Source organism: Streptomyces sp. NPDC005070 (assembly GCF_053600395.1).
In genome coordinates this window covers 33,765-46,362 of sequence record NZ_JBSFZS010000004.1, presented here as the reverse complement: position 1 = coordinate 46,362, position 12,598 = coordinate 33,765, and the positions used below count along the sequence as shown (strand labels likewise).

Annotated in this window: 8 protein-coding genes and 1 pseudogene; 5 read left to right on the top strand and 4 right to left on the bottom strand. The window is 71.3% G+C overall.

Annotated elements, in window-relative coordinates; genetic code table 11:
• Positions 1–37: 37 nt before the first annotated feature.
• Together ACWEBX_RS02495 and ACWEBX_RS02490 are read left to right on the top strand one after the other, a co-directional pair.
• Entirely contained in the window at positions 38–793 is a 756-nt protein-coding gene (locus ACWEBX_RS02495; protein WP_451883045.1) for a L,D-transpeptidase family protein, read from the top strand.
• Positions 794–868: 75 nt separating this feature from the next.
• A complete protein-coding gene (locus tag ACWEBX_RS02490; RefSeq protein WP_451883044.1) occupies positions 869–2,506 on the top strand; it encodes a peptide-N4-asparagine amidase in 1,638 nt (545 codons plus the stop codon).
• 28 nt (positions 2,507–2,534) lie between these two features.
• Here the strand turns inward: ACWEBX_RS02490 and ACWEBX_RS02485 are convergent, their stop codons facing one another.
• A complete protein-coding gene (locus ACWEBX_RS02485; RefSeq protein WP_451883043.1) occupies positions 2,535–5,480 on the bottom strand; it encodes an FAD-binding and (Fe-S)-binding domain-containing protein in 2,946 nt (981 codons plus the stop codon).
• A 188-nt stretch (positions 5,481–5,668) separates the two neighbouring features.
• On the bottom strand, positions 5,669–6,124 hold the full coding sequence (locus tag ACWEBX_RS02480) for a MarR family winged helix-turn-helix transcriptional regulator (RefSeq protein WP_451883042.1): 456 nt from the start codon (positions 6,122–6,124) through the stop codon (positions 5,669–5,671).
• An 81-nt stretch (positions 6,125–6,205) separates the two neighbouring features.
• Between ACWEBX_RS02480 and ACWEBX_RS02475 the strand changes: the two genes are divergently transcribed.
• Positions 6,206–8,056, top strand: coding sequence for an ABC transporter ATP-binding protein (locus ACWEBX_RS02475; protein WP_451883041.1), 1,851 nt, complete (start codon positions 6,206–6,208; stop codon positions 8,054–8,056).
• 44 nt (positions 8,057–8,100) lie between these two features.
• A pseudogene (gene mltG / locus ACWEBX_RS02470) lies at positions 8,101–8,937 on the top strand (endolytic transglycosylase MltG); the annotation flags it as partial.
• A 238-nt stretch (positions 8,938–9,175) separates the two neighbouring features.
• Here mltG and ACWEBX_RS02465 read toward each other — a convergent pair.
• Positions 9,176–10,264 carry an NAD(P)-binding domain-containing protein gene (locus tag ACWEBX_RS02465; protein ID WP_451883137.1) on the bottom strand — a complete coding sequence of 363 codons (1,089 nt, stop codon included), beginning with the start codon at positions 10,262–10,264 and terminating at the stop codon, positions 9,176–9,178.
• Positions 10,265–10,466: 202 nt separating this feature from the next.
• Here ACWEBX_RS02465 and ACWEBX_RS02460 point away from each other — a divergent pair, with 202 nt between their 5' ends.
• Entirely contained in the window at positions 10,467–10,889 is a 423-nt protein-coding gene (locus ACWEBX_RS02460; protein WP_451883040.1) for a secondary thiamine-phosphate synthase enzyme YjbQ, read from the top strand.
• A gap of 26 nt (positions 10,890–10,915) precedes the next feature.
• Here ACWEBX_RS02460 and ACWEBX_RS02455 read toward each other — a convergent pair whose 3' ends face one another.
• Positions 10,916–12,493 carry a multicopper oxidase family protein gene (locus ACWEBX_RS02455; RefSeq protein ID WP_451883039.1) on the bottom strand — a complete coding sequence of 526 codons (1,578 nt, stop codon included), beginning with the start codon at positions 12,491–12,493 and terminating at the stop codon, positions 10,916–10,918.
• Positions 12,494–12,598: the final 105 nt, after the last annotated feature.

Genomic DNA, 12,598 nt, shown 5'->3' with positions numbered 1-12,598 from the left:
GGCGATTCGCCCGATACGTGATGCGAGGATGGGCGGCATGCGAAAGAACGGTGCGATGCGCACGGGGCTCGCGGCCATGGTCTGCGGGGCCGTCGTGCTCGCGCTCTCGGCCTGCGGTGGCGCGGAGGGCGACAGCGGCAACGGCAGCGGTGCCAAGGGCCACTCGGGATCCCGCGGCGAGGTCGCTCGTACGAGTGCGCCCGCGGTCGACCCGACGCGCATCCCCGATGTGGGTGACCGGCTCCAGCGGCAGATCCCCTCCGACTCGCGGCAGGTCCTGGCGGTGTACGGCGAGGGCGAGGACTCCGCGGACTCCACGGCCGTGCTGTACACGAAGTCCGGTACGGCCTGGGAGAAGACGAGTGTCTGGGCCGCGCACAACGGGAAGAAGGGCTGGACCACCGACCATCACGAGGACGACAAGCGCAGCCCCGTCGGCGTGTTCACGCTCAGCGACGCCGGTGGCGTGCTCGATGACCCGGGTGCCCTGTTGCCGTACACGCAGTCGGAGACGTACCAGGCTCCGCACGACTGGCCCGAGTCGTACTGGCACGACTTCGACTACGTCATCGCCATCGACTACAACCGCCTCGAAGGCAATCCGCCGGATGATCCCACCCGGCCCTGGGGCGACGACAAGGGCGGCGGCATCTGGCTGCACATGGACCACGGCAGCGGCACGTCGGCGTGCGTGAGTCTGCCCAAGGAGGGCATGGAGTACCTCCTGCGCACACTCGACCCGCGGCAGCATCCCGTGGTGGTGATGGGGGACAAGGCGGATCTGAAGGCCTAGCGGACCCGGGTGCGTTGGCCGGGAGGCGCCGGTGCGCCATTGCGGACGGCTCGGCGGCCCCGTAGAACACCGCACATGAAGAGACCGGTCATCATGTCCATGCTCGCCGGATTGGTGTGGGCGGCGAGCACCCTTCTCGGGGCGGGCCCGGCTCCGGCGGCCACCGCGTCCGTCGCGGAGGGCGCGTCCACGCCCGTCGCCCGGTCGGCCGACGTGCCCGCCGAGTTCGGCAGCGACTGGCACGACCCCGTCACCGCAGCCCCGCCCGTCGGCAGGCCGTCCGCGAAGTCCTGCGAAGTGACGCTCGCCGAGGCGCAGTTCCGCGACTTCACGCCCTACACAGGGACCTACGCCCCGCCGTCGGGCTGCGGCGACCGCTGGAGCAAGGTCGTGCTCCGACTCGAAGGCAAGGTCAAGGGGCGTCAGTTCGACCGCCTCGGCTATCTGCACGTCGGCGGGGTGGAGATTCTCCGTACGTCCACGCCCGAGCCGTCGCCCGACGGGATCGAGTGGTCCGTCGAGACGGATGTGACCCGCTACAGCGACACGTTCCGGCGGAGCCAGGACGTCGAGATGCTCATCGGGACCGTCGTCGACGACACGTACACCGGGGTCCTCGACGTCAAGGCCACGCTGACCTTCTACGCGGGCAGGCCCGCCGTGACCCCCGACCGTGTCCTGACCCTCCAGGACGGCACCCTGACGACCCCGCGCAACAGTGAGCGCGTGATCGCCGAGGTGTACGCGACCGGGTCCGGTGGCGGCTGCGAGGAGGTCTGGTACATGACGGTCCCGGAGGCGGCACCGTACTCCTGCAAGGCGGGCGACGGCCCCTACCGTGAGGTGCAGATCAAGGTCGACGGCCGGCTCGCCGGAATCGCCGAGCCGTTCCCGACGGTGTGGACCGGAGGCTGGTCCAACCCCTTCCTCTGGTACGTGATTCCGGCGCCCCGCGCCTTCGCGGTCAGACCCGTCGAGTACGACCTGACCCCGTTCGCCGGACTCCTCAACGACGGGCGCCCGCACCGCATCGACGTCTCCGTCGTGGGCGTTCCCGAGGGGCGGACCGGCTGGAGTCTGCCCGTCAACGTGCTGGTCCGACAGGACGCGGGGCGCGCCCGGGTGAGCGGCGGGCTCGTCCGGGCCGAGGCGGGCGACCTCACCGACTCGGCCACGTACACACCCGGTTCGGAGAACCGCGTCGACACCGTGGGCGGGCACCGGCTGACGGTCGCCGGGTATCTCGACACCTCGCACGGCCGGGTGCTGACGACGGTCGGCCGGGTCCTCGCCAACAACTCCACGCACCGCTGGACCGAGGGGGAGAACACGGACGGCCTGGAGGCGACGTGGACCGACGACGAGGTGGTGACCGTCGACGGACGCGGACCGGCCACGACGACGCGTACCCGGCGCACGTACACGATGGACGGCACGACGACCCTCGGCGCCGACGCCCGGCTGCGGACCGTGCTGACGCTCGGCGACCGGGCCACCGTGACCGAGAAGTCGGGCGGCCGGCCCACCACGTGGTCACGGCTCGACGACACCTACACGGGCGACGCGGCCTACACGACCGGTGTGCCGCGCGACCAGCGGCACGCGGTCGCCACGACGAGCGAGCGCTATCGGCGCCACGGTTCGGCCGGCTGTTACGACCGCTCCCTGGTCACGGTGCAAGGGACGCTCACGCAGGACCGCGCCCGCTGCTGAGCCGGGCGAGGCCTGATCACCGGCCGGCTCAGGAGGACCGGTCGGCCGCCCCGGCGCCGGGGCGGGTCGCGTGTTCCAGCGCCAGCAGGGCGGAGTGGTAGGAGCGGCCCGTCGCGTGATCCATGCCCACCTCGCACATGCGGTTGGCCGACAGATGCGCGTCGAAGTCGCGTGAGGTCACGTACGCCGCCTCCTCGCGGGTGGCCGACTCGGTGAGCTCCCTGTGGAGCATGCCGCGGTCGCCCGCGAAGGCGCAGCACCCGGCGTCGTCGGGCACCACCACCTCGTCCGCACAGGCCTCGGCGACTGCGCGCAGCTCGGCCTCGTCGCCCAAGTGCCGCATGGAGCAGGTCGGATGGAGGACCGCGGAGCCGAGGGTGCGGTGCACGGTGAGGTGGGGGAGGAGTTCCTCCGCCGCCCACACCACCGAGTCGACGACCCGCAGCTCGGCATGCAACTCACGGTTGTCCGGGGTCAGATACGGTACGACCTCGCGCGCGATGCCGAGCGTGCACGACGAGGCGTCCACGACGAGCGGCAGTCTGCCGCCGGCGGTCCAGCCCCACGCCGCCTCGACGACGCGGTTGGCCATCACGGCGTTGCCGGCGTCGTACCCCTTGGAGTGCCAGATCGTCGCGCAGCACGTTCCGCGCACATCGTCCGGAATCCACACGGGTCTTCCCGCGCGTGCGGAGACCGCGACGACGGCCCGCGCCAGGGACACGTCTCCCGGGCCGCCGAAGATGCGGTTGACGCACGCCGGGTAGTAGACGGCGACGGCCCCCACGCGCCCGGTGCGGGGCATGGCGGAGGGCGCGGCTCCGGGCATGCGCGGCAGCCACTCGGGCACGAGATCGGGGCGTACGGCCCTGCGTACCGCCCGCGTCACAGCGTTCACCCGCCGGTCGCCGATCCGGTCCGCGGCGGCCACGGCCAGCCGGGCGGAGACCTCGAGGGCCCGGAAGTGCCGCGCGGCCAGCGCGGCCGCCTTCTCCTCGCGCGGCGAATGCCGGGCGTGCCGGAACGTCTTCATCAAAGCGCCCGTGTCGATGCCGACCGGGCAGGCCAGTTTGCAGGTGGAGTCGCCCGCGCAGGTGTCCACGGCGTCGTATCCGTACGCCTCCAGGAGTCCCTTCTCCACGGGCGAGCCGTCGGCCTGGCGCATCAACTCGCGGCGCAGCACGATCCGCTGGCGCGGTGTCGTCGTCACGTCCCGGCTGGGGCAGGTCGGTTCGCAGAAGCCGCACTCGATGCACGGGTCGGCGATCGCCTCGACGCGCGGGATGGTCTTCAGACCTCGTACGTGCGCACGCGGATCGCGGTCGAGCACGACGCGCGGGGCGAGGACGCCGTCCGGGTCGATCAGCCGTTTCGTGCGCCACATCAACTCCGTCGCCCTGGGCCCCCATTCGAGCTCCAGGAAGGGCGCGATGTTGCGTCCGGTGGCGTGTTCGGCCTTGAGTGAGCCGTCGAAGCGTTCGACCGTGAGCCGGCAGAACGCGTCCATGAAGGCCGCGTAACGCTCCACGTCGGCCGTCCGGGAGGCGTCGAAGGCCAGCAGGAAGTGCAGGTTGCCGTGGGCGGCGTGGCCCGCGACGGCGGCGTCGAAACCGTGCCGGGTCTGGAGTTCCAGCAGCGCCTCGCAGGCCTCGGCGAGCCGCTCGGGCGGTACCGCGAAGTCCTCCGTGATCAGCGTCGTACCGGACGGACGCGCGCCGCCGACCGCCGTCACGAATGCCTTGCGGGCCTTCCAGTAGCCGGCCACGGTCCGCTGGTCACGGGTGAAGGAGTTCGTGACCGACGGCACGGGCGACACCAGGGAAAGCCCCTCAAGGATCGCGCGGGCCCGCTCCTCGTACGCCTCCTGTGCCCCCTCGTCCGGGGCGCGGAACTCGACGAGCAGCGCGGTCGTCGGACCCGGCAGACCGGCCCAGTCCCCGGGCACGCCGTCGACGGCCACCGAGGCACGCAGGGTGTTGCCGTCCATCAGCTCGACGGCCGAGGCGCCGGCCGCGGTGAACAGGGGCACGGCGGCGGCCGCGGCCGGCAGCGAGCCGAAGAACAGCAGCGCCGCGGAGACCCGGCGGTCCAGCGGCAGGGTGTCGAAGACGACCTCCGAGATGAAGCCGAAGGTGCCCTGCGAGCCGACCATCAGACCGCGCAGGATCCCGGCGGGTGTCGAGCCGTCGAGGAACGCGTCCAGTCGGTACCCGTTGGTGTTTTTGATCGCGTACTTGGCGCGGATGCGGTCGACCAGCCCGGCGTCCGCCTCGATCTCGGTCTTGAGCTCCATGAGTCCGGTGCACAGGTCCGGCTCCGCCAGGGCCAGCCGCTCGTCGGCGTCGGGTTCCGCGGTGTCGACGACCGTGCCGGACGGCAGGACGAACATGAGCGAGGCCAGAGTGACGTAGGCGTTGCGGGTGGTGCCCGCCGTCATACCGGAGGCGTTGTTCGCGACCACGCCGCCGACCGTGCAGGCGACCGCGCTCGCCGGATCGGGGCCGAGCACGCGCCCGTGCCGGGCGAGCGCGGCGTTCACGCGGGCGACGGTCGTGCCCGGAGCGATCCGGACCCGCGCTCCGCCGTCGAGGACCTCGACGCCCGTCCAGTGCCGGCGGACGTCGACGAGGATGTCCTCGCCCTGCGCCTGGCCGTTGAGCGAGGTCCCGGCCGCGCGGAACACCACCTCGCGGCCCTTGCCGTGGGCGTACGAGAGCACCGCCGAGACGTCGTCGAGGTCCTCGGGGACCACGACGACCCGCGGCACGAAGCGGTAGGGGCTGGCGTCGGAGGCGTAGCGCACGAGGTCGGAGATCCCGGTCAGCACCTTCTCGGCGCCGAGCAGGGCGATCAGGTCGCCGCGCAGGGGTTCGGGAGTCCCACCGGCCCGGTCCTCCGGGACCCGGTCGGCCGCCGGGGCGTCGGGGCGCGCGCCGGGACGCAGTGTGTCGGGGTCGGGCTCCAGCAGAGGCACAGCGGACCACTCCTCACACGCTCGGCTGACCGACGGCGGCGCGGTGTGCCTGTCGTGCCCGGCCGGTCCGGTGTGCCCGACCGGCCTCAGGTGTGGTGTGCGCGACCGGCCCGGGTGTGCCCGGCCGGCCCGGAAGCGTCCGCTCCGCCCTGAGTCGCCTCAGCGGCGACGCACCGCCCCGAGCCCGTTCAGCACCGGTGGTCCGCCCGCGGCATGCCGTCCACCAAGGTGTCCAGCAGCCCGCCGAGCACCTCGCGCTGCTCGTCCGTCAATGGAGCCAGGATCTCCTCCGCGGCGCCGCGGCGCGCGGCGCGCAGCTCGCGCAGCGCCTTACGGCCCTCGTCCGTGACCTCGATACGGATCACCCGGCGATTGGTGGGATCGGGCACCCGGCGCACCTTGCCGCTCGCCTCCAGGCCGTCGACCAGCGTGGTCACGGCACGCGGCACCACTTCGAGGCGTTCCGCGAGATCGGCCATACGGGGTGGTGAGGCGTAGTGCGCCAGGGTGCGCAGGAGCCGGGACTGGGCAGGGGTGATGCCCAGCTCGCGCTGCTCCAGATGGCGTTTCTGGATGCGGTGCACGCGTCGCGTCAGACGCAGCAACTGCTCGGCGAGCAGGCCGTCGGCATCGGGGGTGCTCATGCGGGAACAATATCAGGATGCCGTTCATTGTGAGTATAGGTAACAATGAGCTGGGGTCCGTCAGTCGTCGGATCCTTGCCGATGTCCCTGTCGTCATCGGCATCTCTGTCCTCCCGTCTCCCTAGGAGTCCATTGCGCCCCGAACAGTCCACCTGGAGCCCGCCACCTGTCGACAGGCAACAGCCACGGCAGGTGCGCCGCATCCTGAGTCTCTTCCGGCCCTACCGCGGCCGCCTCGCGGTCGTCGGCATGCTGGTCGGCGCCGCCTCCCTCGTGGGCGTCGCCACGCCCTTCCTGCTGAAGGCGATCCTCGACACCGCGATCCCGCAAGGGCGTACGGGCCTGCTGACCCTGCTCGCGCTCGGCATGATCGCGAGCGCCGTCCTGAGCGGTGTCTTCGGTGTCCTGCAGACACTGATCTCCACGACCGTCGGCCAGCGCGTGATGCACGACCTGCGCACGGCGGTCTACGGCCGCCTCCAGCGCATGTCGCTCGCCTTCTTCACCAGGACACGCACGGGCGAGGTCCAGTCCCGCATCGCCAACGACATCGGCGGCATGCAGGCGACCGTCACGTCCACCGCCACCTCGCTGGTCTCCAACCTCACGAGCGTGATCGCCACGATCGTCGCGATGGTGGCCCTCGACTGGCGCCTGACCGTCGTCTCCCTGCTTCTGCTGCCGGCCTTCGTGTGGATCAGCCGCCGGGTCGGCGACGAACGCAAGAAGATCACCACCCAGCGCCAGAAGCAGATGGCGGAGATGGCCGCCACCGTCACCGAATCGCTGTCCGTCAGCGGCATCCTGCTCGGGCGCACCATGGGCCGGGCCGACTCGCTGACGAAGTCCTTCGCGGAGGAGTCCGAAGGTCTCGTAGACCTCGAGGTGAGGTCGAACATGGCGGGGCGCTGGCGGATGTCCGTCATCGGCATCGTCATGGCCGGCATGCCCGCCTTCATCTACTGGACCGCCGGCGTGGCCCTTCAGCTCGGCGGGCCCTCCATATCGATCGGCACGCTCGTCGCCTTCGTCTCGCTCCAGCAGGGCCTGTTCCGGCCGACGGTCAGCCTGCTGTCCACCGGTGTGCAGATCCAGACCTCGCTGGCGCTGTTCCAGCGCATCTTCGAGTACCTGGACCTGCCGATCGACATCACCGAGCCCGAGAACCCGGTCCACCTCGACCAGGTCAAGGGCGAGATCCGCCTGGAGGACGTCGAGTTCCGTTACGACGACAAGGGCTCCCCGATCCTCGACGGCATCGACATCACCGTCCCGGCCGGCGGCAGCCTCGCCGTCGTCGGTCCGACCGGCTCCGGCAAGTCGACGCTCAGCTATCTGGTGCCCCGGCTGTACGACGTCACGGGTGGACGCGTGACCCTCGACGGGGTCGACGTCCGGGACCTCGACTTCGACACCCTCGCGCGCGCGGTCGGCGTCGTCTCCCAGGAGACGTACCTCTTCCACGCCTCGGTCGCCGAGAACCTGCGCTTCGCCAAGCCGGACGCCACCGACGAGGAACTGCACGCGGCGGCGCGGGCGGCCCAGATCCACGACCACATAGCGTCGCTGCCCGACGGGTACGACACGGTCGTCGGTGAACGCGGCCACCGGTTCTCGGGCGGCGAGAAGCAGCGCCTCGCCATCGCCCGGACGATCCTGCGCGACCCTCCCGTCCTCATCCTGGACGAGGCGACCAGCGCCCTGGACACCCGTACGGAGCATGCCGTCCAGGAGGCCATCGACGCCCTGTCGGCCAACCGCACCACGCTGACCATCGCGCACCGGCTGTCCACGATCCGGAGCGCCGACCAGATCGTCGTCCTCGAATCGGGCCGCGCGGTCGAGCGCGGCACGCACGAGGAACTGCTGGCGCAAGAGGGGCGCTACGCCGCTCTCGTCCACCGGGATGCCCAACTGGAGCCGACAAGATGACGATATGCCGGGTTTGTGGGCACTAGCGCGTTACCGTGCCCGTTATGCAGACGAACACTCCGCCACGGAGCACGATCCGACTGACGCGCCGGGGCCGGGTCGCCCTGATCGCGACCGGCGCCGTCGTGGCGGCAACCGCCGTGGCGGTGCCGCTGCTGAGCATGGGGGACGACGCCCGGCCGACGTCTCTCGTCGTTCCGGAGGGCTGGCGCTCCGGACAGATCTACGCGGCCGTGGACAAGGCCCTCCGGGTCCCCGCGGGAACCACCAAGAAGTCCCTGGGGAAGGCCCGCCTCAAGCTTCCGAACGACGCCAGGGGCAACCCCGAGGGCTATCTCTTCCCGGCGACCTATCCGATCGGCGAGAAGGCGACCCCGGAGTCCCTGCTGACGTTCATGGTCGACACCGCGAACAAGAGGTTCAACGGGGCGCCGATCGCGGCGGGTGCGCAGCGCAACGCGATGAACGTCTATCAGGCGGTCACCGTCGCGAGCATCGTGCAGGCGGAGGCGGCGACCGAGGCGGACATGGGCAAGGTGGCCCGGGTCGTCTACAACCGCCTGGCACGCGGTATGCCGCTGCAGATGGACTCCACCATCAACTACGCGCTGAACCGCTCCACCCTGAGCACGAGCGAGGCGGACACCAGGCTCGACAGTCCGTACAACTCGTACCGGCGCATGGGCCTGCCGCCCACGCCCATCGCCAACCCCGGCGAGGAGGCGATGCGCGCCGCGGTCAACCCGCCCGCGGGCGACTGGCTGTACTTCGTCACGGTCAAGCCGGGCGACACGCGCTTCACGGCCGACTACGCGGAACACCAGCGCAACGTGGCCGAGTTCAACCGGCGGCACCACAAGAACGCGTCCCCCGCGGCCTCGTCCACGCTCCCTCAGTCGGCCTCTCCCGCGGTCACGTCCCCGGCGTCACCCACGGTTCCGCCCGTGGCCTCCGCCGCTGTCACACCGTCGATCACGCCGGGGGTGTCACCCGCGGTCACGTCCGCCGCGACCCCCACGGCCACGCCGACGGCCACGCCCACGCCCACGGCCAGTCCCACGGTCGTGACCACGGCCAGTCCCACGGTCATTCCCACGAACTGACAGGCGTACGGGGGCGTCACACGGCGACCGGCGTGTCCGCCAGCAACCGCCTGATGTCCCGTACGGCAGCCCGGCCCGCCCGGTTGGCACCGATGGTGCTCGCGGAGGGCCCGTAACCGACCAGGTGGATCCGCGGATCGGCGACCGCGCGCGTTCCCTCGACCCGGATGCCGCCGCCCGGTTCACGCAGCCGCAGCGGCGCCAGATGGTCGATGGCGGCCCGGAACCCGGTCGCCCACAGGATCACGTCCGCGTCCGCGCGCACCCCGTCCGCCCACTCCACGCCGTCCGGGGTGATCCGTTCGAACATGGGCCGCCGGTCCAGCACGCCGTCGGCCAGCGCCTGACGGATCGCGTCGTTCAGCGGCAGCCCGGTGACCGAGACCACGCTCTTCGGCGGCAGCCCCTGCCGGACCCGCTCCTCGACGAGGGCGACGGCGGCCCGCCCGAACTCCTCGGAGAACGGTCCCTCGCGGAAGACCGGGGGACGCCGGGTGACCCAGGTGGTCGCGGCCGCGTGTGAGGCGATCTCCATCAGATGCTGGGTACCGGAGGCGCCACCGCCCACGACGACGACGCGCCGCCCGGCGAACCACGCGGGGCCGGGGTACTGAGCCGTGTGCAACTGCCGCCCGCGGAAGGTCTCCTGGCCCGGATAGCGGGGCCAGAACGGGCGGTCCCAGGTACCCGTCGCGTTGATCAGCGCCCGCGCCGACCACGTACGGTCGCCGGCTTCCACGAGCAGTCGCCCGCCGGTCCCCTCCCGGACCGACCTGACGTCGACCGGCCTGTGCACCGGCAGGCCGAAGGTGCTCTCGTACGTGGCGAAGTACTCCGAGATCACCTCGGAGGACGGACGGTCCGGGTCGGCGTCCGTGAGGTCCATGCCGGGCAGGGAGTGCATCCCGTGCACCTTGCCGTACGTCAGCGACGGCCAGCGGAACTGCCAGGCCCCGCCCGGGTGCGGCGCGTGGTCGAGCACGACGAAGTCGCGCTCGGGCTCGAAGCCGGTGCGCCGCAGGTGGTAGGCGGCGGCCAGACCGGCCTGACCGGCTCCGACGACGACCACATCGACCTCGCGCGCATTCACCCCGGTGTTGTTCACGCTTCTACGAACCTGGCCGGGGTCCGGGATCTTCCCGTCGGGCACGTCGGGTACCTCACTGTGAGCCACCCGATGAACGCACCGTGCCGGAGGCCGCCGGCGGCCGGCCGTCCACGACCGGACGCCGGACGCGGTCGCCGCAGCCGCCGGACGGACGCCGTCGCCACAGGCCGGGAGTCCGCGGATGGGGGAGGATCGAGGCATGTCCGATGCCTTCACCACGCAGGTCCTGAACATCTCCTCCGGCTCGTCCGAGACGGTCGTCGACCTCACCCGCGACTGCGAGGCGTTCCTCCGTGAGGTCGCGGCGGGCCGCGACGGCCTCCTGAACGTCTTCGTCCCGCACGCCACCGCCGGAATCGCCATCATCGAGACCGGCGCCGGCAGTGACGACGACCTCCTGACCGCGCTGCACTCCCTGCTTCCCGCGGACGACCGCTGGCAGCACCGTCACGGCAGCCCCGGACACGGCCGCGACCACGTCCTTCCCGCCTTCGTCCCGCCGCACGCGACCCTGCCGGTGGTGGACGGGGCTCTGGAGCTGGGGACTTGGCAGTCGGTGTGCCTCGTGGACACGAACCGGGACAACCCGAACCGCCGGGTGCGACTGAGTTTCCTCGGCTGAGCGACCGGCCCTGACGCTCCGTGGACTCAGGCCCCGTAGGCCACGAGAGCCATCATCCCGGCCTCACTGTGGTAGGCGTTGTGGCAGTGCAGCATCCACTGCCCGGGGTTGTCGGCGTCGAAGGCGACGGACACCTTCGACCTGGGCAGCACGATGGTCGTGTCCTTGCGCGCGCCGTCGGCGCCGAGTTGGTAGGTGTGGCCGTGCAGGTGCATCGGGTGCCACATGCCCGTGGCGTTGACGAAGTCGAGCTGGACCCGCTGGCCCTGCTGCACCAGCAGCGGGTTGGCGGTCGGGTCGGCCATGTCGAACCGGTGGCCGTTGATCGCCCAGTCGTACGTGCCCATGCTGCCGGTGAGTTTGACGCGGATCACCTGGTCGGGATCCTTCGCCTCCAGCCGTACGCCGTCGCTCGCGCGCAACTGTCCGGCGGTCACCATGCGGCCGTCCAGTTGACTTGGACGCACGGCCGGATCCGGCAGGCCTCCCGATCCGGTCCGCACGAGAGCCATGCCGGAGACGTCCTTGCCCTCGGCCAGCGCGACGAGCGGGAAGACGCCGTCGTCGAGGGTGACCAGCACGTCGTACCGCTCACCCATGGCGACCAGCAGGGCGTCGACCTCCTCGTGCTCGACGGGGAAGCCGTCGGTGTGGGTGATCGTCAGTTTGTGGCCGCCGAGCGCCACCCGGTACGCGGTGTCGGCGCCGGCGTTGATGATCCTGAGGCGGACCCGCCTGCCGGGGGTGCCGTTGTAGGCGGCCGGGTCGGTCGGCACGCGCCCGTTGATCAGGTGGTACGGGTAGTCTACGTCCCCGGCGTCACGGCCGAGCAGAGGGCTGGCGGAGCTGCCGAGCCTGAACCGTGTCGAGGCGCCGTCGCCGGCGGACGCGGACGGGGACGGCGGCATGGACGGGTGCCGTGAGGACATCGGCCGCCTCGATCCGCTGCCCTTCATGTTCATGCCGGACATGCCGTGGCTGAGCTCGGTGAAGACGTCGTCGGGCGTGCCGGTCACACCGTCGAGCCAGTCGTCGAGGACGACGACCCACTCGTCGTCGTAGGACAGCGGCTCCCTGGGGTCCTCGATGATCAGCGGCGCGTACAGGGCGCGGTCGACCTGGACGCCCACATGCGGGTGGAAGAAGTACGTGCCGGGTTTGTCGGCGACGAAGCGGTACGTGAAGCTGGATCCGGCCCGCACCGGGTCCTGCGTCACGGGCGGTACGCCGTCCATGTCGCCACGCAGCGAGATGCCGTGCCAGTGGATGGATGTCGTGGTGGCATCGGGCAACTGGTTGGACAGCTCGGCTTCGAGCGTGTCGCCGGCGGAGATGCGGATCTCCTTGCCGGGGATCTGTCCGCCGAAGGCCCAGGACTTGGCCACCACCCCGCCGCCCAGGTCGACGGTGGCGGGCGCGGCGGTCACGTTGAGGCTTCGCACCCTGCCCGTGGCGCCGCGCTTCTTCTCGACGCGGGCGACCTGGGCTCCGTTGGGGCTGAGGAGGGAGGGAGCGGTGGGGGTGTCCTTGCTGCAGGCGGCGAGCAGGCCGGTACCTGCCGCTCCCAGTCCGGCGAGGACGGTGCGACGGTTGATGCTGTTCACGAGGAGTCCTCTTCTCGATGCGCGTCAGGCGTTTCGGGACGGTCCGCACACGGCCGTACGGCGTCGAAGGACGCGGAGAGCCGTGGGGACATGGCCTATGTGCGC

Bases quoted from the DNA above. Each gene is read 5' to 3' on its own strand.
- ACWEBX_RS02495 (WP_451883045.1), top strand. From the start codon at position 38: ATGCGAAAGAACGGTGCGATGCGCACGGGGCTCGCGGCCATGGTCTGC.
- ACWEBX_RS02490 (WP_451883044.1), top strand. From the start codon at position 869: ATGAAGAGACCGGTCATCATGTCCATGCTCGCCGGATTGGTGTGGGCG.
- ACWEBX_RS02480 (WP_451883042.1), bottom strand. From the start codon at position 6,124: ATGAGCACCCCCGATGCCGACGGCCTGCTCGCCGAGCAGTTGCTGCGT.
- ACWEBX_RS02475 (WP_451883041.1), top strand. From the start codon at position 6,206: ATGTCCCTGTCGTCATCGGCATCTCTGTCCTCCCGTCTCCCTAGGAGT.
- ACWEBX_RS02460 (WP_451883040.1), top strand. From the start codon at position 10,467: ATGTCCGATGCCTTCACCACGCAGGTCCTGAACATCTCCTCCGGCTCG.